At 63.7% G+C, this 23,663-nt stretch carries 23 protein-coding genes; 12 read left to right on the top strand and 11 right to left on the bottom strand.

Annotated features, from left to right (window positions below; all coding sequences use genetic code 11):
- Positions 1–88 precede the first annotated feature (88 nt).
- Positions 89–2,182, top strand: a complete 2,094-nt coding sequence (locus ONR57_RS14130) for a fatty acid desaturase (RefSeq protein WP_265124157.1) — start codon at positions 89–91, stop codon at positions 2,180–2,182.
- Between the two features lie 7 nt (positions 2,183–2,189).
- On the opposite strand, the gene ONR57_RS14125 is transcribed toward ONR57_RS14130, so the two are convergent.
- The gene (locus ONR57_RS14125) at positions 2,190–3,347 is read right to left on the bottom strand and encodes a CdaR family transcriptional regulator (RefSeq protein ID WP_265124156.1); all 1,158 of its coding nucleotides are present in this window, start codon (positions 3,345–3,347) and stop codon (positions 2,190–2,192) included.
- Positions 3,348–3,506: 159 nt separating this feature from the next.
- Between ONR57_RS14125 and ONR57_RS14120 the strand changes: the two genes are divergently transcribed.
- The 3 genes from ONR57_RS14120 (at position 3,507) to ONR57_RS14110 (ending at position 7,721) form a co-directional block, all read left to right on the top strand.
- Positions 3,507–5,201 (top strand): aldehyde dehydrogenase family protein, encoded by a 1,695-nt coding sequence (locus ONR57_RS14120; protein ID WP_265124155.1) that lies wholly within the window; start codon positions 3,507–3,509, stop codon positions 5,199–5,201.
- 22 nt (positions 5,202–5,223) lie between these two features.
- Positions 5,224–6,810 carry a GMC family oxidoreductase gene (locus ONR57_RS14115; protein WP_265124154.1) on the top strand — a complete coding sequence of 529 codons (1,587 nt, stop codon included), beginning with the start codon at positions 5,224–5,226 and terminating at the stop codon, positions 6,808–6,810.
- Positions 6,811–6,887: 77 nt separating this feature from the next.
- Positions 6,888–7,721: an NAD(P)-dependent oxidoreductase gene (locus tag ONR57_RS14110; protein WP_265124153.1), complete on the top strand. Its 834-nt coding sequence runs from the start codon at positions 6,888–6,890 to the stop codon at positions 7,719–7,721.
- A gap of 45 nt (positions 7,722–7,766) precedes the next feature.
- Here ONR57_RS14110 and ONR57_RS14105 read toward each other — a convergent pair whose 3' ends face one another.
- A complete protein-coding gene (locus ONR57_RS14105; protein ID WP_265124152.1) occupies positions 7,767–8,873 on the bottom strand; it encodes a hypothetical protein in 1,107 nt (368 codons plus the stop codon).
- Positions 8,874–9,111: 238 nt separating this feature from the next.
- Here ONR57_RS14105 and ONR57_RS14100 point away from each other — a divergent pair, with 238 nt between their 5' ends.
- Positions 9,112–9,906, top strand: a complete 795-nt coding sequence (locus ONR57_RS14100) for a class I SAM-dependent methyltransferase (RefSeq protein WP_265124151.1) — start codon at positions 9,112–9,114, stop codon at positions 9,904–9,906.
- A gap of 66 nt (positions 9,907–9,972) precedes the next feature.
- On the opposite strand, the gene ONR57_RS14095 is transcribed toward ONR57_RS14100, so the two are convergent.
- Positions 9,973–10,692 (bottom strand): TetR/AcrR family transcriptional regulator, encoded by a 720-nt coding sequence (locus ONR57_RS14095; RefSeq protein WP_265124150.1) that lies wholly within the window; start codon positions 10,690–10,692, stop codon positions 9,973–9,975.
- Positions 10,693–10,775: 83 nt separating this feature from the next.
- On the opposite strand from ONR57_RS14095, the gene ONR57_RS14090 reads away from it, so the two are divergent.
- From ONR57_RS14090 to ONR57_RS14075, 4 genes are all read left to right on the top strand, one after another.
- A complete protein-coding gene (locus ONR57_RS14090; RefSeq protein WP_265124149.1) occupies positions 10,776–11,489 on the top strand; it encodes an NAD(P)-dependent oxidoreductase in 714 nt (237 codons plus the stop codon).
- Between the two features lie 59 nt (positions 11,490–11,548).
- Entirely contained in the window at positions 11,549–11,977 is a 429-nt protein-coding gene (locus ONR57_RS14085; protein ID WP_265124148.1) for a hypothetical protein, read from the top strand.
- A gap of 126 nt (positions 11,978–12,103) precedes the next feature.
- On the top strand, positions 12,104–13,117 hold the full coding sequence (locus ONR57_RS14080) for an ATP-binding cassette domain-containing protein (RefSeq protein ID WP_265124147.1): 1,014 nt from the start codon (positions 12,104–12,106) through the stop codon (positions 13,115–13,117).
- Positions 13,114–13,956, top strand: coding sequence for an ABC transporter permease (locus ONR57_RS14075; protein WP_265124146.1), 843 nt, complete (start codon positions 13,114–13,116; stop codon positions 13,954–13,956). The genes ONR57_RS14080 and ONR57_RS14075 overlap by 4 nt, the downstream gene beginning before the upstream one ends.
- A 138-nt stretch (positions 13,957–14,094) precedes the next feature.
- Here ONR57_RS14075 and ONR57_RS14070 read toward each other — a convergent pair whose 3' ends face one another.
- On the bottom strand, positions 14,095–14,406 hold the full coding sequence (locus ONR57_RS14070; protein ID WP_265124145.1) for a hypothetical protein: 312 nt from the start codon (positions 14,404–14,406) through the stop codon (positions 14,095–14,097).
- Between the two features lie 554 nt (positions 14,407–14,960).
- Here ONR57_RS14070 and ONR57_RS14065 point away from each other — a divergent pair.
- Together ONR57_RS14065 and ONR57_RS14060 are read left to right on the top strand one after the other, a co-directional pair.
- Positions 14,961–15,344 carry a hypothetical protein gene (locus ONR57_RS14065; protein WP_265124144.1) on the top strand — a complete coding sequence of 128 codons (384 nt, stop codon included), beginning with the start codon at positions 14,961–14,963 and terminating at the stop codon, positions 15,342–15,344.
- Positions 15,345–15,453: 109 nt separating this feature from the next.
- Entirely contained in the window at positions 15,454–15,864 is a 411-nt protein-coding gene (locus ONR57_RS14060; protein ID WP_265124143.1) for a DNA-binding protein, read from the top strand.
- A gap of 167 nt (positions 15,865–16,031) precedes the next feature.
- On the opposite strand, the gene ONR57_RS14055 is transcribed toward ONR57_RS14060, so the two are convergent.
- From ONR57_RS14055 to ONR57_RS14030, 6 genes are all read right to left on the bottom strand, one after another.
- Positions 16,032–16,616, bottom strand: a complete 585-nt coding sequence (locus ONR57_RS14055) for a DUF1775 domain-containing protein (RefSeq protein WP_265124142.1) — start codon at positions 16,614–16,616, stop codon at positions 16,032–16,034.
- Complete coding sequence (locus tag ONR57_RS14050) at positions 16,613–18,244, bottom strand: copper resistance CopC/CopD family protein (protein ID WP_265124313.1); 1,632 nt, start codon at positions 18,242–18,244, stop codon at positions 16,613–16,615. Before ONR57_RS14050 ends, ONR57_RS14055 begins: the two co-directional genes overlap by 4 nt.
- A 13-nt stretch (positions 18,245–18,257) precedes the next feature.
- Complete coding sequence (locus ONR57_RS14045; RefSeq protein WP_265124141.1) at positions 18,258–18,935, bottom strand: YcnI family protein; 678 nt, start codon at positions 18,933–18,935, stop codon at positions 18,258–18,260.
- A gap of 92 nt (positions 18,936–19,027) precedes the next feature.
- A complete protein-coding gene (locus tag ONR57_RS14040) occupies positions 19,028–19,570 on the bottom strand; it encodes a hypothetical protein (protein ID WP_265124140.1) in 543 nt (180 codons plus the stop codon).
- A 43-nt stretch (positions 19,571–19,613) separates the two neighbouring features.
- Positions 19,614–20,402: a phytanoyl-CoA dioxygenase family protein gene (locus tag ONR57_RS14035; RefSeq protein WP_265124139.1), complete on the bottom strand. Its 789-nt coding sequence runs from the start codon at positions 20,400–20,402 to the stop codon at positions 19,614–19,616.
- Between the two features lie 84 nt (positions 20,403–20,486).
- Positions 20,487–21,062 carry a TetR/AcrR family transcriptional regulator gene (locus ONR57_RS14030; protein ID WP_265124138.1) on the bottom strand — a complete coding sequence of 192 codons (576 nt, stop codon included), beginning with the start codon at positions 21,060–21,062 and terminating at the stop codon, positions 20,487–20,489.
- Positions 21,063–21,132: 70 nt separating this feature from the next.
- On the opposite strand from ONR57_RS14030, the gene ONR57_RS14025 reads away from it, so the two are divergent.
- Positions 21,133–22,344, top strand: a complete 1,212-nt coding sequence (locus ONR57_RS14025) for a DUF418 domain-containing protein (protein ID WP_265124137.1) — start codon at positions 21,133–21,135, stop codon at positions 22,342–22,344.
- On the opposite strand, the gene ONR57_RS14020 is transcribed toward ONR57_RS14025, so the two are convergent.
- On the bottom strand, positions 22,317–23,552 hold the full coding sequence (locus ONR57_RS14020; RefSeq protein ID WP_265124136.1) for an oxygenase MpaB family protein: 1,236 nt from the start codon (positions 23,550–23,552) through the stop codon (positions 22,317–22,319). The genes ONR57_RS14025 and ONR57_RS14020 overlap by 28 nt on opposite strands.
- Between the last annotated feature and the right edge of the window lie 111 nt (positions 23,553–23,663).

Raw genomic sequence — 23,663 nt, 5'->3', positions numbered from 1 at the left:
GTGTCTAGAAAGTATGCGGTTTCTCTGATAGTGTCGCAATCATTCGTGGTCCGAATGATTACCACCACACAGTTTGATCGGAGCCGACGTGACCGACACCGTGCACACTTCATCGACGAAGCAGGCACCAATCTTGAGCGAGCCCGAGGCTCGCGCAGTCAGGAAGGGTGTCCCTGATCCCGGCATCACAATGCCGTATGTCTCGCTGCCCACGCTTGCGTTGTGGGTGGGTTCGCTGGCCCTCTGGATATTCGCGACGTGGCTCGTGCTCGGCGCGGGCGTCACGGCGTGGGTGACGGTGCCGTTGCATGCGATCGTCACGTTCACCATGTTCACTGTGCTGCACGAAACGACGCATCACGCGGCGGGCCGCAAAACCTGGGTGAACGAAGCCCTCGGGCGGCTGTCCGTGCCATTCGTCGCTGTGTATGGGGCCTTTCCGCTGATCCGCTACATCCACATCGAGCACCACCGCAACACCAACGAAGAGGTCACGCGCGACCCGGACGCCTGGACGAGCCACGGCCCCGCGCTGCAACTGCCGTTTCGCTGGGCCACGATCGACCTCTGGTACATGGTCTTTTACCTGCGTAAAGCCATCGACTGGCGGGCGCTGGGCCACTGGGCCGGCACTGGCTTCCGGCAGCGAGATGGGCAGATCGTGCGGCGGCCGCACCGCGAAGTCGCCGAATCGTTCGCCCTTCTGTTCGGTTCACTCGCCGTGTTCGGCTGGCTCATTGCCGCGGGGTTCGGCTGGTACCTGCTGGTGATTTACCTCATTCCGCAGCGCATAGGCCTCACTGTCCTTGCGTGGTGGTTCGACTGGCTGCCGCACCACGGCCTCCCCGAGACCGCCGCGGAGAACCGCTACAAAGCGACCCGTGTGCGCGTCGGCATGGAGTGGCTGCTCACCCCCGTCATGCTGTATCAGAACTATCACCTCGTGCACCACTTGCACCCGGCGATCCCGTTCTACCGGTACATCTCGGCGTGGAAGAACAACGAGCAGGCGTACCTCGAGCAGGACGTTCCGATCGCGAGCGCGTGGGGGCGTGAACTCACCACCTCGGAGTATCGCGCGTGGCGCAGGCTCACGGATTCGCTGCGGGCCGACGACGGTGCGACAAACGCGTCGACGTTCTATCAACTCACCGTCAGCGAAGTGCGGCGCTTGACGCCCGACGCGGTTTCGATCTCGTTCGATGTTCCGGACGATCTGCGCGACGCGTTCCGCTTCCGGCCCGGCCAGCATCTCACCCTTGAACTGACGGTCAACGGCGCCCGCCATCGGCGCACGTACTCGATCTGCACGTCAGCGACGTCGGATCTGCTGCGGATCGCGGTGAAGCGGATCCCGGATGGTGTCGTCTCGAACTATCTCAACGATGAATTGAGAGCAGGGATGACGCTTGACGTCATGCCGCCGTCGGGCCGATTCACGCTTGACCACAAGACCGGCAAACGGACTCACTATGTGGGCGTTGCGGCAGGCAGCGGCATCACGCCCGTTATCTCGATGCTTGCCACCACGCTCAGCCTCGACGAAGACGCCCGCTTCACGCTCCTCTACGGCAACCGGAGCGCGGAGACCACGATGTTCTCCGATGAGCTTTCCATGCTGGCGCGGCAGTTCGAAGGCCGCCTGCGCATCGTTCACTTCCGCAGTGCGGAAAGCCCCAGTGCTGACGGCAGTTCGTACGAGCGCTTCGAAGACGGACGCATCACCGCGGATGCAGTGGCCGAGCTGGGCAACGCGGACGTGACCGCGTGGTACCTGTGCGGGCCGCAGGCGCTCATCGACGACGTTCGTGCACAGCTCACGACGAGCGGAGTGCCAGCCGATCGGGTTCACCTCGAACTCTTCCATGCTGACGCGCCCGCGCCCGCGGGGGAGATGCATAGCGTCGCCGCCTCGATTACCGCAAAAGTTGACGGCAAGACCTACTCCAACGTGTCATCGGGTGAAGAGACCGTGCTGGAAACGATGCTGCAGGCGGGCGCTAACGCGCCATACGCGTGCATGGGCGGAGCTTGCGGTACCTGTCGCGCCAAACTGATCACCGGCCATGTCGAAATGGACATGAACTATGCCCTCACCGACGACGAACTCGACGCGGGCTACGTGCTGACGTGCCAGTCGCGGCCGACCACGCACCAAGTTGACGTCGACTACGACGCGTGACAGGCCTTCATAGCAAAAGCACAGCCTGGAGCGCTAAATACAATTCAGCGGACTGAGCGGGATCCGTGGTGTCACGGCCAGTGACATCACGGATCTTGCGCAACCGGTACCGCACCGTATTGCGGTGACAATGCAAAGCGTCAGCAACCGCGGCGGCGGATCCGCCACAACGGAACCAGGCATGCAGCACGTCGATGAGGTCATCGCGCTCAGGTTGCGGAAGGCTGAGCACCGGTCCGAGGATCTGTGCGGCGGCTCGCCGGCTTGCGTCGGGCAGCGTCACGACGAGATGGGCGAGCGGCGCATCTCCGAATCTGACTGGCTCGGGGCAGCCCGGCGCGGCGGATCGGCAGGCAGTGCGCGCATCCGACACCGCGGCGAAGATCCGGTGTGGGCTCGTGAATGGTGCGCTCAGACCGGTGCGGCCCAGCGGCGCAAGCTTATCCACTGCGCGTTCGATCGCGCCGGGTGGACCTGCCAGAAGCCCGATGCACGAGTCCGTCTGAACATCCCATACCGACTCGGTTCCAGCAGCTTTGATCGTGTGTGCCAGCGTGCTTGGCAATATGGGGTCGCCATTGGTTTCGATTACCGTAACGGCGAACGGCCCGCCTTCCGGCAGCCCCAGAGTCCGCAGCGCTTCGAGCACCCGAGCAGGATTCTCCCGATGATCGTCGAAAAGTGAGCGCACCCAACGGTTCTGTGTTTGCGCGTCGGCGTGCGCGAGCAAGATCTCGGTTTCTTGATACGCCTCGACGGCGGCGTCTGAGTAGACATCGACGGCTTCCCAAAGCCGTGCCGCGAGGTCGTGCAACTCAGGGTCGCCGGGCCCAGCCGCACGGGCGGTGAGTTCCTCCCAAATCAGCCGGCCACCAAGGCGGTATGCGTGGAGCAGCGCTGCGATCGGCACGCCCTGCTCAGCCTTCACGCGGCCCGCGGATCGCGCCGCATCGAGATTCGCGGGTGCGCCAGCCAGCACGTCGACGATCGCTCGGAGGTTGCCCTCGCACGCTTCACGGAGCTGTTCGGGAGTCAGCAGGGGGGCGTCTGAGTAGTACCGGTCGGCGGCGACGATGCGGGATGCGAGCTCGCCAGCCATCGAATCCACTGAAGTGAGAAGTTCGGCAGCGAGGCGTGACGATAAACCCGAAATAATGCGCGCCATACCGGTAGTGTAACCGCAAGCCATGATCTGAGTCACACGCATCTTGTGCTTGCGCACAAGGAACGCTGGACAAATCGGCGTCTTGGGCACATTCAGATAGTGCCCTGGCACAGACACAATGGACATGTTCCCTTTCGTACGGATATCGGAGATGCACCTGTGGCGACCCAAACCGTTGATGCCGCACTGTCAGACCTCGCGGCCGGAGAGAAAAAATGGGCGGGCCTGTCTCTCACCCGCCGGCGTGACCTGTTAAACCAGGTCCGATCACTGACCGCCAAGCACGCGGCTGAGTGGGTAGAGGCGGCAGCGGGGTACAAAGGCCTCGAACCCGATTCGGCGCTGCGCGGGGAGGAATGGATCTCCGGTCCGTACGTCCTCGCTGCCAGCCTGGGCGCGCTTGCGGAGACGCTTGAGAAACTCGCGGCAGGAAAGAGCCCCCTCGCCGACGCGGTTTTCGGAGCGGCTGGCGAACACGTCACCGTCCGGGCGCTGCCAGCGAACCTCTTTGACGCTTTGCTACTCAACGGCTTCAGCGCGGAGGTGTGGCTGCAGCGCGGTGTCAGCCCCGCAGCTGCCCGCACCAACGCTGGGCTCACCCAATTGACGCCCGAGAAGACCAACGGCATCGGAGTTGTTCTCGGCGCGGGCAATATCACGTCCATTGCGCCGCTCGACGTGCTGTATGAGCTGTTCGCGCATAACCGGGTCGTCGCGCTCAAACTGAACCCCGTCACAGATCCGCTGCTCCCGGTCTTTAAGAAGATATTCGCCCCGCTGATTGAGGTCGGCGCTTTGCGCATCCTCACCGGCGGAGCGGATGTGGGAACTGAGCTTGTTCACCACGCTGACGTCGCCCACGTGCACATGACGGGCAGCGCCGCGACGCACGACGCGATCGTGTGGGGGACGGGTGACGAAGCTGCCGAGCGTAAGCGTGACGGGAACCCGAAGCTCGACAAGCCCATAACCAGTGAGCTCGGTGGGGTATCACCCACCATCGTCATGCCCGGACAATGGGACCGCGCCGACATGGAGTTCCAGGCCGAGCACATCGCCACGCAGCGTCTCCATAACGGTGGCTACAACTGTGTGGCCGCGCAGGCCATCATCGTGTCCGCTGACTGGGACCAGAAAGCCGAATTCCTCACCGCGCTGCAGAACGCGATGGGCAACGCTCCGGCCCGCCCCCCGTACTACCCGGGCAGCGACGATCGAATCGCCAAGGCGCGGGAAAGCTACCCCGACGCAGTGGGGCTCGGACCAGGCCAGGGGCGGCTGCTCGTCCGCAATCTCGTGCCCGGAGAATCTGAGGCGCTGCTGTCCACTGAGTACTTCGCTCCGGTGCTTGGTGTCCTTGAAATCCCCGGCACTGGAAAAGAATTCGCTCAGCTCGCCGCCAAGACCGCGAACGAGCATCTCGCCGGGACGCTCGGCGCGAACATCGTCGCCCACCCGTCGACCATCAAGGAGCTCGGTGAAGACTTCGACCAGCTCATCGAAGATCTGCGCTACGGCACGGTGGCGGTCAATGCCTGGACCGGTGTCGGTTTCCTGACACCCACCGCAAGCTGGGGCGCGTTCCCCGGCCACACCGTTGACGATGTGCAAAGCGGAATCGGCGTCGTCCACAACGCCTGGCTCATCGACCGCGTCGAGCGGACCGTCGTCCGCGGACCATTCCGGCCGTCACCGCGCTCAGTGCTCCACCGCGAATGGGCGATCTCACCGAAACCGCCATGGTTCGTCGGCAACAAAACGGCAGCGGAAACCGGGAAGCTGCTCACTGGCTTTGCCGCGGATCCGCGCTGGACCCGTCTGCCCCAGATTTTCGCGTCCGCCCTGCGCGGCTGACCCACGATTCGGAGAAACACACATGCACAAGCACAACGCCGACTACGTGGTTGTCGGAACGGGGTCGTCCGGCGCCGCACTGGCGGCACGGCTCAGCGAAAAGTCCGGCAACACGGTGATCGCGCTCGAAGCTGGCCCTGTCGACAAAAACCAGTACGCACACATCCCCGCCGCGTTCTCGAAACTGTTCCAGACCGAGCTCGACTGGAACTATCTGACCACTCCGCAACCCGAGCTTGGGGACCGTCAGGTATTCTATCCGCGCGGCAAAATGCTCGGTGGCTCGTCGTCGATGAACGCGATGATGTGGGTGCGCGGATACGCAGCCGACTACGACGATTGGGCGCAGGCCGCCGGTGCCGAATGGTCGTTCGCCAGCGTCGCTAAGTACTTCGCCAGGATCGAATCCGTGGAAGGTGCGCGCGAGGCTGACGAAGGCCGCGACGGTCCGTTGCACGTGTCGCGGCAGCGAAACGTAAGCCGCTGGACGACCGATTTCTTGCGGTCCGCCGAGAACGCTGGCTTCAAACGCGAACGGGCCAACACACCGCAGCCTGAGGGCTTCACTGAGACGATGGTCAACCAGTGGCGCGGCGCGCGTTTCAGCACCGCGGACGCGTATCTGAAGCCCGCGCGCAAGCGTTCGAACCTCAGCGTGATCACCGGCGCCCACGCCACTCGCGTCGTTTTTGACGGCACCCGCGCGACCGGCGTCGAATACCAGAAAGACGGCGCCACCCACGTCATCACCGCCAGCAAGGAAGTCATCCTGTCGGGCGGAGCGATCAACACCCCGCAGTTGCTGATGCTGTCGGGGATCGGTGACGAGCAACAGCTGCGGGAGCACGGCATTCCGGTGGTGCATCACCTTCCCGGTGTGGGCCAGAATCTCCTCGACCATCTTGTTTCGCTGATCGGCTTCGCGGTCGACACAGGCACCCTTTTCGACGCGGAGAAACCGCTGCAGCTCATCAATTACCTTGCGCGGCGCCGCGGCATGCTCACATCCAACGTGGGTGAAGCGTACGGGTTCGTCCGCAGCAACCCCGATCTCGAACTCCCGGACATCGAGATCATCTTCGGAGCCGCCCCGTTCTACGATGAAGGCATCGGTGTCCCAGCGGGCCACGGCATTGGCCTCGGACCTATCCTGCTCAAGCCACGGAGTACAGGCACCGTGACGTTGCGTTCCGCTGATCCGACCGCGAAAGCTGTCGTCGACCCGAAATACCTTTCCGACGCTGATGGCGCCGACCGGGCAGCGATCATGGAAGGCCTGCGCATAGCGCACCGGATCGCGACAGCGCAGCCGCTCGGCGGGAAAATTGGGAAGTTCCTGCAGCCCAAGCGTGAGAAAGACACGATCGAGGAAACCCTCGAGGAAGCTCTCACCTGGTACAGCCACACCCTGTATCACCCGACCTCAACGTGCCGGATGGGCACCGGTAAGGAAAGCGTCGTCACCCCCGAACTGAAAGTGCGTGGCGTCGAGGGACTCCGCGTGGCGGACGCATCGGTGATGCCGACGATCATTCGCGGCCACACGCACGCTCCGTGCGTCGTGATCGGCGAGAAGGCAGCGGATCTCCTGCACGCCGCGAACCGGTGACGAGGTTGTCAGGTCTCCGCATCCAGTGAAGGATGGGCGGAGCGTGAACTCGCGGCATTACCAAGAAAGGTTGCAACGTGGCATCTCTCGAATCGAAGACGATCATCATGTCGGGCGGCTCGCGCGGCATCGGGCTAGCTATCGCTGTCCGTGCTGCGCGGGACGGCGCGAACGTGGCGATCGTCGCGAAGACCGATCAGCCGCATCCCAGACTCCCCGGCACGATCCACACGGCTGCCGAGGAGATCGAGGCGGCTGGCGGCAAGGCACTGCCGATTCTCGGGGATGTGCGCTCTGATGAGTCAGTCGCTGAGGCGGTGCAGAAGACCGTCGACACATTCGGCGGCATCGACATCGTGGTCAACAATGCCAGTGCGATCGATTTGTCCAACACGACTGACCTGGCGATGAAGAAGTACGACCTGATGCAGGACATCAACTGCCGCGGATCATTTCTGCTGTCGAAGATGTCACTGCCGCACCTGCGGGAATCGGCGAAAGCGGGTCGGAACCCGCACATCCTGACACTGTCGCCGCCGCTGAACCTCGACCCCAAGTGGGCGGGTGCCCACCTGGGTTACACGATCGCGAAGTACGGGATGTCGCTGACGACGCTCGGGCTTGCCGAAGAACTGAAAAACGATGGTATCGCGGTGAATTCGCTGTGGCCGCGCACCACCATCGCGACGGCCGCGGTGAAGAACATTCTCGGTGGTTCCGAGATGGTGGACAACTCGCGAACCCCTGAGATCGTCTCGGACTCGGCGTATTACGTCCTCACATCGACGGGCGCATCCGGTAACTTCTACATCGATGATGAGGTGCTCGCCGACAACGGCATCACCGACCTTGAGAAGTACCGTGTGACACCTGGCGATGGGCCGCTGATGCCGGACATTTTCCTCGACTAGGAAACCTCCAGAATCCACCTACAGGAGTCAACCACAACCCCCGTTTTACGCGGGTTTCCGTTGACCTCCGTAGGTGGATTCGTGGTAGCGGTGGTCCACCCACCAGCGTGGCGGCAGAATGATGCCCGACGGGTCTGCGCTTGGCCAATCCGCCGCCTCGGGTTCCACCGGCCCCAGCACCGGATCATGCTTCCACCAGCGAATCGGCTCATCCCGGACCGGGTTGTCCGCAAGCAACCGCGCGAACCTCTTAGTCAGCTCGTCGATATTGTTGAACGCACGGGCCCAGCCGTAGCGGCACAAGTCGAGGCCGAGACGCCGCAGTACCCATTCCCGCTCTTGCTGATTAGCCACAATGAGCGCCGCATCGGCGCGACTGTTGTACTTGACCGCACCGTCCGCCTCAAACCCGGCCCAATGCCACGGCCAGAGGCCATCGACCCGGAACAACGGCCTGCCGTCACCGACCCAGGCGTTGGGGATTGGCAGCGGGAGGCCGCCCGCGTACGCAGCGAAACGGCCGAGCGATTCGAGTGGCGATTCCGCGAGTGGCGTCGCGTAGTCGCCAACAAAGCGGGCGCGCGCAACCCCGGTGCGCCCCTTGAAATCTGGCAGCGTAGTGCGCACGTTCGCGCCCCGCCGCAGCGCGTTATCCCCAACGGCAAGCGCGATCGGCAATGAAGCGGTGAGCGCGATTGTGCTTGTCGTGTATCCGGCCCCGGTAGCGGGGATTCCGTTGTAGTCACGCAAATGCCGGTCGGGGACACGTTCGCGGCGCGTGCGCCCGAAGCGCCCGCGCTGCGCGCCGCGTGGCTTCGGTTTCGGGTGAACTGCCTCAGGCAATTGTGGTGGCCGGCCGAGTAACGGCAGCCCGTTGAGCGTGGCTGCTGACCAGCCCGCGAGGTAAGTGCCGCTGCCACAAGATAATTGGTAGGCGTGCGACGCTAGCGCGTATTGATCCCACTCGCCGAGTTCTGCCCAGAAACCAGGGGCGGTGTACTGGCCGTGCGCGAGCTTGAGGAGCAGGCCCTCCCGGTGCAGAACGTGCAGCTGCTGACGCGCATGCGGCCCGTCAGCGCTGACTAAACCGTTGCCCGCTGAGATTGCCGCTTGGATTGACTGTGGAAGCTGGGTCCTTCGAGGGCGTGCCATGTGGAGACAGCTTGGTGACCCGCGCCCTGTTTGCGAAATTCTTCTTCGCGCGCCCTGTTGATAACTCCAACCTGTGGATAACCTGCCGCGCCCCCACCTGCCGAATTTATCTACGGACGTCAGCCAAAACTGGCCCATTTGGCCCGTTCTCGTTGACGCCTGTAGATGGATTCGGGGAAGGCGAAAACAACCCTAGGGTGGGTAGCACTGACGTGACGACGGGCACATTCTTGTGCCCATGGCATTCGATGAACTCAAGAAAAAACAAAGCGTCATGTGGGGCACTGGGCCATATGAAAGGCTGCCCCAGCACTACGAACCACTGCTTGATCACCTCGCTGACGCGATCTCCGTGCAGCCCGGTGAGCGAGTGCTCGACGTCGCCACCGGCACCGGCGCACTGGCCTCACGGCTGGCACGCCGGGGCGCGAAGGTCACCGGTATCGATCTAGCGCCTGCGCTCATAGACACCGCGAAACGCCTGGCGGACGAAGAGGACCTCACCATCGAGTATGAGGTTGGCGATGCAGAGAACCTCCCGTACCCGGACGGCTCGTTCGATGTCGTCGTGTCCAATGTGGGGGCAATCTTCGCGCCGGACCATGAGGCTGTCGCCCGGGAGCTTGCGCGTGTCACCCGCAGCGGTGGACGTTTAGGCATGGGCAACTGGAGCCCCGACGGTGGCGTCGTCGACATGTTCAAAGTGATGGCGAAATACATGCCGCCGCCACCTGCGGGTGCGGGATCTGCATTCGCGTGGGGTGCGCGTAACTACGCCGAGAAGATGCTCGGTGACGCGTTCGACTTGCGATTCGAGGAGGGGGATGCTCCGCAGACCGGTACCTCGGGTGAAGAGGTGTGGGAACTCTTTTCGACCGTATACGGCCCGACGCGGACGCTCGCTGCCGCGCTCGACGACGAGCGGCGGGAGCAGCTGCACAGCGATTTCGCCGGCTTCTTCGAGGGATACCGCACACCCGAGGGGATCCACCAGCCCCGGGGGTACCTGATCGTACTCGGCACCAGACGCTGACCTGCCGTCGCCCAACCACCAAATCCGACTACGGAGGTCAGTCATAACGTCCGATTTCGGGCCGTTTTAACTGACTTCCGTAGATGGATCCGAGGGCAGGGAACCTGGGGAACCAGGGGCAGCAGGGGCAGGCAGGGCGCCGAGGATCAGGGACAGGCCGAACTCGAACTCGTCCGACGGGTTGTATCCCGGCTGCAGGGCTTGCTCGGTGATGGCTTCGGCGAGGTGCGGGTACGTCCCGCCGGGCAGGCCCTCCAGTATATCGCTGGCGACGTCTTCGAGTTCGGACCGATCCGTGAACGGCAGGCTGAGTTCCTGAATCACAAATCCGTAGAGGTAGCTATCCATCACAGACATCGCGTGAACGGCCATCGCGACCGAGAACCCGCCGCCGCGCAGAGCGCCGAGGACTGCGTCGTGGTGGCGCAGTGTGGCTGGGCCAGGCTGGCTGCGGGAGTCCATGAGGCTCACGGCCCAGGGGTGACGTAAGAGCGCGGCGCGAGCTGATTCGGCTCGGGCGCGCATCGCCGTTTCCCAGTTCGCGCCGAGGGCTGGGAGTTCGATTTCGCTGAAGACCGTGTCGACCATCCCATCGAGAAGGTCGTCCCGGTTCTTCACGTGGTTGTACAGCGACATCGCCTCGACACCAAGCTGATTCGCGACGGCACGCATAGTCACACCCGGCGCACCTTTTTCGTCGGCGAGCGCTACGGCAGTGGTGACTATCCGTTCCCGGCTGAGCGGCTGCCGGTCCCTCTGCTGAGCGCTGGTGTCACGCTTCGGCATCACCGCGTCTCCTCACGTCCATTGCGGTACTTACGTTGTAAGTGTAGCGTGACTTACAACGTAAGTAAGAGGAAAGGCGCGTCATGAGTATCAAGAAAGTCTGCATAGTCGGTGCGTCCGGCAAACTAGGCCGCTACATGGTGCGGCATGCCCTAGAACGCGGCTACGAGGTTGTTGGGGTATGCCGCGAACGCAGCGTCCCCAAGCTCGCTGAGTTCGCTGACCGCATCACAATCATCCCCGGTGCCACCAATGACAGAGAAGTCATCCGGAAAGCAGTCGACGGCTGCGACGGTGTCCTCGCCGTCCTTGTTCCCTGGGGTGTGCGGCAGTACTCATCCGGAACCGCACAAGCGGTCCTCGACTTCGCAGAACCTGATGCGCGGCTAGTCTTCTCGTGTGGCTGGCACATCAGCCGCGACGGGCAGGATCAGTACTCCTGGAAGTTCCGGGCCGCTGTCCGCGTCGTCACTGTTCTGGCCCGCCTCGTGCGTGCCGTCGAGATTGACGATCAGGTCGAGGCATGCCGCCGGATATTCGCCAGCGACCGCAAATGGACCGTTGTGCGGGGCAGCGATCTCGAAGAAGGCGAATCGCAGGGGCTGCCCGTCTGGAGCCGCCACGTCGGTGACCCCATACTCGGCAGCAATCTGACCCGACGCGTCGATTTCGCGCTGTTCATGGTTGCGGCCCTCGCCGACGACACGCTCATCCACGAAGCGCCGGCCATTGTCGGGCGGTGCACGCCCAGTGCGCGGGCGCATGCAGCCATTGCGGGGACCGCAGAAAATCGTTAGACGGCAAGGCGTGCGAATCGTAAAGTTGCCCGTAAGTTCGACAATTGAGGGGAGGCGCGATGAGTCCGGAATCTCGCCGCATCGCCGGTATTCTTCTCATATTGCTGCCGACAGTTGTCTTCGGCGGCGCAAGTATCCTCACCATGCTTGTGGGGGATTCGGATTACATGGCGAACCCGCTGCGTCAAGATCTGTGGCGGGCGGGTCACGCGCACGCGGGTGTACTGCTGATCTTGTCGCTCGTCACGCTCCGGTACGTCGACGAAGCCGCACTCTCCCCGAAGGCGAAAGCATTTGCCCGCCATGCGATTCCCGCATCGGCGATTCTCCTGCCGGTGGCATTCTTCCTCTCCGTCCCCGGGCCCGGAGACACCACGCCGAACGCGCTGATCAACCTTGCGTACGTGGGTGCCGTGCTGCTGACGGCGGGACTATTGACGCTCGGTGTGGGGCTGCTGCGGGGGCGGGCACGCGTCGAATCGCATTGAGCATTTTCGGACAAGCCGAGGTGCCGCGACATGTGAAATATTCGCTTCACGCGATGAGTTTTATCGGGTAGCACAGTCATATAAAACTGAGCGCGCCACACGGGCGGGCATGAATAGGGGAACGCAATGACAGGGTCAGAACTGTCACCACCTGCGCCGGCGATCGAAACCCGCGGGCTGATCAAACGGTTCGGGGACACGGTCGCGGTCAACGGCGTCGATCTCGTGGTTCCGCGCGGCGGTGTCTACGGGGTGCTAGGACCAAACGGGGCAGGAAAGACAACAACGATCCGCATGCTGGCAACCCTGCTTCCCATCGACGGGGGCAGCGCGTCAGTGCTCGGGCATGACGTGGCCTCCGAACCTGAAATGGTGCGGCAAAAAGTCGCGATGACCGGGCAGTTCGCGTCCCTCGACGAAGACCTCACCGGGATGGAAAACCTGAACCTGCTCGCCAGGCTCTACGGTTACTCACGGTCGGCGGCGCGAGCCAGAGCCATGCAGCTACTCGACGCGTTCGGCTTGACAGACGCCGCGAAACGCCAGGTCAAGCACTTCTCGGGTGGCATGCGGCGCAGGCTCGACATCGCGGCGAGCATCATCGTCACCCCCGAACTGATCTTCCTGGACGAGCCGACAACCGGGCTTGACCCGCGCAGCCGCAACCACGTGTGGGAGATCGTGCGGGCGCTCGTCGCCGGCGGCACCACAGTGCTGCTCACCACCCAGTACCTCGACGAAGCCGACCAGCTCGCCGACCGCATCGCAGTGATCGACCACGGAAAAGTGATCGCCGAAGGCACCACCGGGCAATTGAAGGCGTCGGTCGGCTCAGGCGCACTGCACGTTCGGGTCTCCGAGCCAGCACAACGCGCGGACGCGGCGCAACTGCTCGACCGGGTACTCGGCGTCGAGATCGTGCTCGAATCTGACCCCGCAGCGCTGACAGCTCGCGTGAACGACCCCGCCACCGTCGGCGCGGCACTCCCAGCGCTGCACGACGCGGGAATATCCGTGACGACGTTCGCGCTCGGACAGCCCAGTCTGGACGAAGTTTTCCTCGCGCTCACCGGTAAACACGCCGAGCCGGAAACGAACGGCAGCAGCGAGACCAGCACTGCCGAGGAGGCACTCCGATGACCACCAGCACCGACTATTCGGCACCGGCAACACCCAAAGCGATTGCCGACGTACTGCACGCCCCGGGGCCGCGGCCCGCCCGCGCGGGAGCCGTCACCACATCGCTGACATTCGGGCACCGGGCACTGCTCAAAATCAAGCATGTGCCGGAACAGTTGTTCGACGTGACGATGTTCCCGATCATGTTCATCCTGATGTTCACGTACCTGTTCGGTGGTGCGCTCGCAGGCTCACCGCGCGAATATGTACAGTTCCTGCTGCCAGGCATCCTCGTGCAAACCGTCGTCATGATCACCATGTACACCGGGCTGACGATGAACAAAGACATCGAGAAAGGGGTGTTCGACCGGTTCCGGTCACTGCCGATCTGGCGACCCTCACCGCTGGTCGGTGCGCTGCTCGGCGACGTCGTGCGATACACCCTCGCGTCAATCATCGTGATGATCGTCGGATTGCTCATCGGATTCAGGCCCAGCGGGGGACTGATCGGAGTCGTGCTCTCCATTGTGGTGCTGCTTGTGTTCTCGTTCAGCCTGTCCTGGATCTGGACAATGCTCGCCATGATGATGCGCACCGAACAGGCAGTAATGGGTGTTTCCATGTTCATCCTGTTCCCGCTGACATTCGTGAGCAACATTTTCGTCGATCCAGAAACAATGCCAGGCTGGCTGCAGGCATTCGTGAATGTCAACCCGATCAGTCACCTCGTGACAGCGATTCGCGGTTTGATGGCGGGCTCATTCGAGCTCGGTGACCTCGCGGCCGTCGGAATTTGGTGCGCGATCTTCATCGTCATTTTCGGGCCGTTGTCGATGAGGCTATACAACCGCAAGAGCTGAACACACACGCGCAAATCCGGGGAGCCGTACAACGGTTCCCCGGATTTGTATTCGATTATGGTAGGTATGGATTGTGTTACGGGATGGCCACGAAATATCCATCCCGTCAAACAAAGGCTGATTCGTGCGGTAGACGAATCAGGCCGGCGGCATCAGTTGAGCGAGGAGGTCGGCCAGTGGGTCGTTACCGGGGCCGCCGGGGCGCTTCGCTGGATCCCAGGGGAAGATCGGCTGGTAGTACTGCTGGTCGACGTTCTCCCACATCCCGAGTTCGTCGTTCCATTCCTGGTTGAGATCGTAAGTGCCCTGCAGTACCTCAAGCAACGCCGCTTGGCCGACGTTATAGTCCCCAAGTCCAGACAAAAGATCGCCCGTACTCGAAGAGAGGGTGCCCAAAGCCTCCCAGTCGTCGAGGTCGCCGACGAGCGCTTCCAGTATTGATAAAAGCATGGTTCCACTCCTTGTGGTGCGTTTGGTAGGCGCGCGCAGTTCGCGCCCTGTAATTGAATTACCGAACACACGGCTAAAGCGTGAGGGCATCCTCATAACTTTGATCACGTCGTTACCTGACGGTGCTAATATTGCGACAATTGCAAACGATGCATGATTCGCTCTGCGACCTCGCGAAATGCATACTTTGGTTTCCCAAATATTGCCCGAAAATGTCTGCTTTCGGAAGTTTTCGCGTCGACATGGTAACGATTTACCGCAATTCTGCAAGCGACCGGCATCCATGACTATAGGCGCGCAACCTAAATCGACTATTCTCGCCGTTCGCCCGGTCGTGCAGGGAAAACGTTGCTAGCCTCATCGCATTCTTCGATTTTCTGAGTGTGGAACAACCGTCAAATCAGCACCGCGAACCCAGGTACGGCACGGCATTCATCACTCTTCTCTCTGCTGCGCCGAGCCATGCGGGTCCTCGGGGCTGCGGCGGTCGCGTTCCCTGCCGCAGCGTCCGTGTAGTTGCCTCCAGAGTGCACGCAAGCCGGTGGCCAGGTGACATGCGTGTACGGCACCGCCGGACAGTACGCGTTCGTGATCCCCGACGGGTCGACACCCTCGAGGGCACCGTGATCGGCGGGCGCGGCCGAAGAACCATCAATGCGTTCTCCAGCCTCGGCGAGATCGTCGGAAAGCGCCCTCAGTGGGTCACCGGCACCCTTTATGTCCTGGTTGCTGGCAACGGCTCGGACGGTGCGGGCGGGCTCAATGGGGCAAGTTCCGGCGTCGGCGGCTCGTCGCTGGGAGACATCACGGGCCTCGCGTCGGCTAGTGACACACCCAGCATCACGATCGTCTACAGCGCACCGGAGGTGCCTCCGGTTGACCCGGGCTGCACCGGATTCCTCTGCCTCGACTTCGGCAGTCTTGCCCCGCTGAGCTAGACGCGCCTGGGTGCACGCACGTTCCTGTTGAGAAAAAACAACCCCCAGTGAACGTTTGGTTGAAAACACTTCGTTGACAACATGTCGTTCCTAATTGACGATGGCAGTTATGGAACGCGACGACCTGAACACACCTGACGCTGGCCGGGCGCGCGCGGAACGCGAGTACACGTGCTTGTTCAGGATTGCTGAGCGGCATGCGGATTCGGAAAGCCGCCGCGCGCGGAGCAGCAACCAGCACCTGGTTGAACCACATGAGGCGGTGCGACTCGTGGCTGGTCTTGCCGGAGGTTCGCTAGTGCCAGATGGCGACGAGCCGGATGTTGATGAAGAAGACGTCATGGCTGCGCTCACGCTCATGCCGAAAGTGCGCGCGGATCTCGATCAACTGGAGGCAATGCTGCTTCTGGCGGGGCGGCAACGCGATATGACGTGGCAGCGAATCGCGTACGGCCTCGGCCTGGGCAGTGCACAGGCGGCGCGTCAGCGGTACGAGCGTTTGACTCAGCGCACGACCTGAAAGTTCCGGCAACTGGGGATGTGAAGCGGCCCCGCCGTCCAGGCCGCATTGCTTCGAACGGCGGGGCCTACGGGAAGCCTAATGCGACAACCTGAAACAAAGGAACGTAAGGTCAATCACATATCAGTAAACGTTGTGTCGTTCGTCATATCGCTGCTTCCCGCAAACTAACGCCGTACCGGCCGTGCACAAGCACCGATCGCCGCCGTCGCGACGGCCAGAACAATTGCCGCGGTGACGGCTTGGCTACGACTCGCGCCCGCGTTGCCCGCCGCAGGCGGCGGTGTCACCGTAGCGCTCGTCCCAATGAACGACGGTGCCGGCTCGGGCGCGGACGGGTCCGCCTCAGCCCAGTGGTAGCTCGAACCGCCCTCACACCGCTGATGCGTGGGAAACAGGAAAACATCACCAGGCTGGCCGGTGATGTGCGCGGTGAGCACAAACTCGGCACGGTCACCGTCCGCGATGGGCGGGCCGGTCCAGCTGATGACATCGCCGTGAATGTGCGCGCGCCAACCGTCAGGTTCTTCCGTCGCACGGGCTTCGACGCCGGGCGGCACCGTCAGTTCGAGCTCCACCGTCGGGTCGCCCTCGCACCCGTGCTCGAACGCCAACACCACAGACGTCTCACTGCCTCCTGCGGGTTCCACCCGGTCAACAAGCACATGTGCGGCCGCTGGTGCTGCCGCGACTGAGCCACTGATCGCAACGATGGCCGCCACGGTGGCGCCGCGCCGGATCGATCGCGTCATTCCGTCACCTCCACGCTGAGCGTCGCAACGGGATTGTCGAAGCGGGATAGGCGGGCACTCACCGAAATCTCCCATTCACCGGGCAGCGGCAGGTCGAGCGCAGCCTCGTAGCGTCCCGGCCCCGTCTGCGTTACGGCAGGGGAGAGCGGCCCGATACCCGGATCAGGCATGAACACTCGCAGATCGGGTTCGCTGACCGCATCGATAGGGTTCCCGTCCACGTCGCGGAGTGTGAACTCGAGCGCGTTGGTTCCCACACGCAGCGGCGACACGTGGGCGTCAAGTGTGGCCGCACCGATTTCCACCGAATACTGCCCCGTCTCGTCACGCGGCACCGCCGTGGGGCTTTGCGAGACGAGAAACGCGGTGATCGACGCGGCGACAAGCAGCACCACCGCTTCAGCCCCCACGATCCGGCGCAACTGCCGCAGAGAGCCCGGCTCCGAACCCACTATCGGCACGAGTTTCCAGCGATTCCACGCGGCAAGCAGGACCACGACAGCGACCGCGCCGACCTTCAGCAGTAACGTGAGGCCGTACCGCGTGCCGGTCAGCCCCTGCAGCGAATCCAGGATCAGCCATGCCATGACAATTCCCGTCACGGCTGAAGCCGCCAGAACAAGCGCCGCGATGCTGGAGAAGCGCACCACAGCCGCAGCAGCACCGCCCTCAGCTGTCCGCAGCACGAACACAAGACCGATAACTCCGCCCAGCCACAGTGCGGCAGCCGTGACGTGCACCGCGTCGCTCGTCAGCAACACCAGTGGCGGCCCGAATGTCCGCGTATGCCCGGTGAGCAACAGCGAACCGAGCGCAAGACCGGCGCCGCCGCACGCCACTGCCGCGGGCGCCCTGCCGGAGCCCTTGCTCGTTGCCGTGACCGCTGCCGCGAGACCGGCGATCCCCAGCATGGCCCCCAACGCGGCCGCGGAGAACGAGCCACCTGCGTAGAAGCTGTCCCGCACCGCGTCCCAGGTGACGACTGAAGAGAGCGCCAGCCCGTTCTGCCACACGTACACGGCAGGCACATAGGCGAGCATGCCGAGCATCGCTGCGACAGCCGACCAGCGCATGATCCGCACCCCGCCCCGCGTCAGCGCGGTCACCAGAAAATGAAAGAACACGAGCCCAGCCGTCGTGAGACCCCCGAGGTACACCACAGCTTGCGTACCCACCGTGAGCGCTTCGGTGCCGGGTGCCGCGGCTGGCGGCGCCACGTCAGCCACGGTGTCGCTCGGTGCGCCGACGCTGAATGTGAACGCGCCGCTGACGGGGTGGCTATCCGCCGAGATGACACGCCAGTTGACGATGTACGTGCCGTCGTCGAGGTCGCCGTCGAACGTGACCTGTACCGTCGCGTCGACCGACCGGGCGTCACTGGGGACGGGTGCGCCAGCGGCATCCAGAACATTCACCCCCTCAGCGGGGAGGGTGATGTTCTCGTTGAACGTGAGTGTCACTATCTCCGGCGTCGAGTCGAGTATGTCGCCGTCACCAGGATCGGTACCAAGTAAGACTGCGTGCGCCACAGCCGGGGGCGCTGCGAACAACAGTGCTGCGACAGTCAGCAGCAGTACCCCGGCGGCGGCCTTCACAACCCCGGACACGGCCCGCGAACGGGACTGCATCACGGGCACCACCTTAGGTGCGGCGGGTGCGGGCGAGTGCTGCGCCGCCGAGGACGACCGCGACCACAGAAAGCCCCAGTGCCGCGATCGAGACCCCGGACACACCTGACGCGTCGTCGGCCGCGGCGGTGACATCGGAGTCGTCATCAGCCGCAGCGGCGGTCAGCGTCACCTGCGGTGCGGGGTAGTCGAAATCGTCGGCGTCCTGGCCGTCGGCGGCAATCTGCGTCCACGCAGTCTCGCCTTCCTCGCACGTCTGGATCGATGGGAAATACAGGGTGTCGCCGGGGGCGTCAGGAAGCCGCACGGACAGTTCGAACGTGTCACGCAGATCGTCGGGGAGCGGCGTGTTCGCGGTGTACACGACCTCAGCGACACGTTCGGTGCGCTGGCCGCCGTGGCCGTCATCGACGGGCGGATCGAGAGGCTCCATGACCTTCTCGACGTCCCAGTTGGGATTGACGGTGGGCGTCACGTTGCTGAAGACCTCAGGGATCTGGATCGCAACGGACGTCGTCGCTGAGCCATCGCAGCCGTGCGGAACCCCAACCGTGAGGACGGCGTACCGGCCAGCCTCGGTGGTGTTCGCGGAAACGGTGACGTGCGCGGCAGCGGTTGCCGGTGCGGCGAACGCGAGAGCTGCGGCAGCGGTGCCAGCGGCAGCGACGCGGGCAAGGGCAGAGGATTTCACAGGTGTTGCCTTTCGGGATGCAAGGATGCGCTGCGTGAATGTTCACGAAGCGCGCAGAGACGCCCGTTGCGAAAAGCAGCGGACGTGACGTGTCAGGCGAACACGAGTGGTGGACCCCGCCGGGTCGCGCGACTGACTTGCTCAGTGAGCTGGCGCAGGTCCAGCGGGCGGTACACAACATCGGGCGCCGCCGGTCCCGAATGCGGCGCGGGCAATACGAGGCAGAACAGCCACAGCCGAGTCAGCCACGACCACAAGGCGCTCACGAGCCGATCGCCATGCGCAACGATGGCCGCGCACAGCACGGTCGCGAGCGCGTGGGCGGCGATCATGGCTGGCGAGACAGTCGCCGTAGCGGCGTGTGCCAGTTCGTGACCGGGCGCCGCGGTCAACTCGAAAAAGCCGTGGAAACCCGCTTGTGCGGTGCCGAACAGCATCGCCGCGCGGCCAAACGTCAGCTGCGCACGCGACAGCCCGTACGCGCCGGCCGCGGTAAGAACGACGAGGAGTGTGACCGCGAGCAGACTGGACGAATGTCCCCCAGCTGCGCTGTGAAGTACCAGTGACAGCACGACGGTGACCGACGCGAGCACGATTGCCCGCACCGCACACACAAAGCTGTCGGGCGCCGCCACGCGAACAGCGTACGTCACCGCGGGGATGAAACGGGCATCACCCTCAGTCGCGCAGCGCCCTGCGAATCGCCATCTCCACCGGGATGTACGCCCCGTCCGGGCGGTCAAGCGAAAACGGCACCGTCGGTTCGAGACCAGGCTGAGCGAGGAAGCGCGGCGTCGAACCACGATGCTGCTGCCCCGCGTGCACCACGAACGGGTGGCAGAGATACACGGTCCCTGCGGGACCCGTCGCCGCAACCTCGGGCCGGCCGTCGCTGACGCTGACATCGAGGCCGAAACCGAGCCCCTCGTCACCTGCAGGTGCGAGCAAACGCGCGATATCCAGATGCGAACCCGCCCGGATTCGTGTCGGAGCGTCGTCCTCGCTCACATCAGAGAACAGGAACAGCATGAGTAGCGCGCGGCCGCGGGAGGTCACGTTCACCCGCCAGTCTGAGAAATCCTCGGGGCCAGAGTTGGGCCCCGGGAAGCTGGCATCAACATGCCATCCGGTGTCACCGGGGTCCTCAGCCGACGGAAACCGCACCACAAAGGTGCCCAGCGCGTCGCGGCGCGCCCACCGGCCCGCCCCCACAAGCTGGTCATACGCCCGGTGCAAAATCGGTGTGTTCGCGGCCTCACGGAAAGGCTTCTGCCAGTACACCCACAGGCGCACCACTGGGTCGGTCCAGGTGGCTGGGTGGCGCGGGTCAGCATCGATGTCGCGCCACATGCGTGCCCGCGCTTGCGTTGCCAGCCGCCTCGGGAAGGCGTTGTCGATGCGAAGGTAACCGTCGGTGATGAACTGTTCGATCTGTGCGTCACTCAGCCCGTGAGACGTATCCGCCATCGTTACAAGCCTTTTCATTCTCGTCGTCGGTAATGCGGTATCACGGTAGGACGCGCCGACTACGCGGCGCCACCGATTTTTCGGCTAACTGCCCGGAAACACCAGGGTGAGTGCCGCATCGAGTTCGGCGATGGCGTGGGTGCTCGCGTCTGGTTCCCGGCTGGTGACCGTTTGGAGGGTTGCGCCGTCTGCGACGGAGAGGAGGGTGCGCGCAAGTGTGTCCGCGGGGACGTGCGTGATGGCGTCGCCGGATTGTTGTGCGAGTTCAATCAGCTGCGTCAGGATCGAACGCAACTGCGCGAGCCCGTAGTGGTAGACGCGTGCGAGTTCGGGGGTGACGATCGCGCGTGCGGCGAACGCGATGAACATGCGCGTCTCGGTGCTGCGCAGGCCGTCGAGGGGGAGCAGCTCGAGGATAAGCCTGCGGATAATGTCACGAGGCGTGCCCGACTGATCCATCGCACGGATACGTGCGCCGAGGGTGTCCGCGTACCGCTGGAACGCAGCGAGGAGCAGGGCGTCTTTGCTGCGGAAGTAGTGCTGGACAGCCCCGATTGAGACGCCGGCAGCCGCGGCGACCTCACGAACACTGACGTGGTCGAGCCCCCGTTCAGCGGCAATCTGCATGACCACATCCGCAAGCTGTGTGCGCCTGTCCACCATTGCCAGCCTAGCCCATACGACTGTATGGTAGGCATCGGGTCGACCAATACAGTCGTATGGGGGAATTATGACGCGCGCGGGCCGTTCGGCGGGGGCTTCGACACTTCAGCCGGCCACACAGCGGAATCCACTGCTTGACGTTGTGCGCGGTGTTGCCATTCTGGGCACGCTGGCCACGAACATCTGGATCTTCGCCAACCCGGCAGGGATCATCGGTTTCCTCGAACAGCCGATGATCACGCCGCACGACGTCTCGACCTGGGCGGAAGGAATTTTCCGGGTACTCGCGAATGGTAAGTTCCTCGCGCTCCTCACGATTCTTTTTGGCGTCGGTATCGAGCTGCAGCGGCGTTCGGCGGAAAAACGCGGCCAGCGCTGGCCCGGCCGTTACCTCTGGCGGGCGGCCATTCTCCTGGCAGACGGAATTCTGCACTTCATCCTGGTCGTCGAGTTCGACATCCTGATGGGGTACGCCGTCACGTCGATGATCGTGGCCTACCTCGTCCTCACCAGTGAACGGGCGCAGCGGCGCTGGACTATCGCAATGGGCGCCCTGCACGTCGTCCTTGTCACGCTCGTGACGCTGATACTTTTCGCCGAACCGCTCGGGGCCGCAAACCCGGACGCGCTCGCGGAAGGTACCCGGCTTTACGCCGAGGGGACCTGGTGGGACCAGGTGCTCTTTCGTCTCGACAACGCGGCCGCGCTTCGGGCCGAAGCGGTGTTCATCCTCCCGTACGGCGTCATGCTGTTTCTGCTCGGCGCAGCACTGTATCGCGCGGGGGCGTTCGGGGCGGATGACCGTGGCCGGCAGCTCCGCCGCCGGATGCTGATAGCCGGCGGAATCGCGCTACCCATCAACATGGTGATAGGGCTCTCGGGCGAGCCGGCACTCCTTCTCGTGGATCGCTACCTCCTGCCGCCGTTCGTGGCCCTGTTGTACATCGCACTCACCGCAATCGTGGTCGACCGGCTGCGCGCGGGGTCACGGTTGCTGGCTGGCGTATCGAACGTCGGGCGCACAGCGCTGTCCTGCTACATCTTGCAGAACGTCCTCGGCTCAATCTTGTTCTATGGCTGGGGCTTCGGGCTTGCGTCCACGCTGCAGCCGTATGGCCCCTGGCCGGTGTTCGGCATTTACGCCGCGATGTGCGCTGGCCTCGCCGGGCTGAGCACGCTGTGGCTGCGCTACTTTCAGCAGGGGCCATTCGAAGCCATGTGGCGGTACGTGTATGAGTTTCCGTGGCGGGGTCAGGCTGAGCGCACCAACCGGTCGTGACGCTGGAACGTGCGGTCGCCCTGCAGCTGCGCCATCGAATGATTGTTCATTGTCTTGCGCACTCGGTGCCCGAGTGCCTCCTGTATCCGCGTAGCGCCGGGTATGGCGCGGCGGGGGAGTTCGAGCAGCGTGTTGCCCGCTGCGGTCGCGAGGACGGCGGCCTGGAAGGCGCGGCTCTTCGGCAGTCCCAGGAAGTCAGCGTTGCTGTCGCCCAGCAGAATCCGGCTGTACGCCGTGATGTAACGAGTAAGCGCCCACACCGTTGCCCGGCCCGCACGGGTTGTCTCGTCGAACGAGTACACGGGGCCGATCGCGCGAATGAGCGCCTGCGCGAGCCGCTGGGAATCGGCATCCGGGCGGAACTCATAGTCCGCCTGGAGCCAGAAGAGCCGCCACGTGTCTTCCTCCGTCGCAGGCAGAAGCTCGGCGTCGACGCCCATCAGGTATCCGACGTAGCGCCAGAAGTGATAGATGGCGTCCTTCTCGCGCGCCGAGAAGTGCAGTCCCAGTGTTTGGCAGCCCAGCACATTCGCCATCGAGAAAAGGATCAGCGTCCCGGCTGTGAGCGACTGGTTGACGGGCTCATCCCACTCGTCATAATCCCAATCGTCGCGGCGCTTCATGCCAGCACGGACAAGCGCATGCATCAGCCGGACGCGCAGTATGCCCTTAAAGCCGCGCTCGAAGCGGCCGAGCGCGCCCAGAGTGGTGACGTCCACCCACCAGCCCGCGGTCTCGGTCAATCGCCGGGGTGCCATGTAGTCGAGATCGCCGGTGCCGACGAGGGTCTTGTCGGCGCGTGACGCCAGGTAGCCGCCCATCAGGGCGAGCGCGGGCAGCGCGAGGTTCATTCCCCAGAATCCGGTGCGGCCCGTGGCGCGAGCGGCGATGTCGAGTTTGTGGTGGTCGAGCCAATACGGCACAGCGTCGACCTGAGCGAAGAAATCGACTAGCTCTTGCGGCGCATCGGGCACACTGTCGATGCCGTGCTCCACGGCGGCTTCGAACATGCGGCGGCCTTCACCCGTGGGGAGGCGCCGGAACATCGCGACAACCCCATCGGCGAGAGGATCTCCCCGCTTCGTGAAACGCAGGTACGCCGCGCGTTGCTGCGGTGTCGGGCGGATGTCACCGGGCGCAAAAAGCTTGATGCCAACATTCAGCGGAAACTCGGTGAAAATCACCGGGTCGGGAAGCGGTTGTGTCATTCGAACTCCTCATTGAGCCGAAGTGGTGAATGCTGTCACCACATTTGTCTGGTGACAGTCTTCACCACTTGCTAGCGGGGTGCAAGCACTGCGGGTGTCCTCCGATTGGGG

This window comes from Hoyosella sp. YIM 151337 (assembly GCF_026041215.1).
Classification (GTDB): Bacteria; Actinomycetota; Actinomycetes; order Mycobacteriales; family Mycobacteriaceae; genus Hoyosella.
Note: the sequence above shows the minus strand (reverse complement) of the source record. Positions and strands in the feature narration are given on the sequence as shown.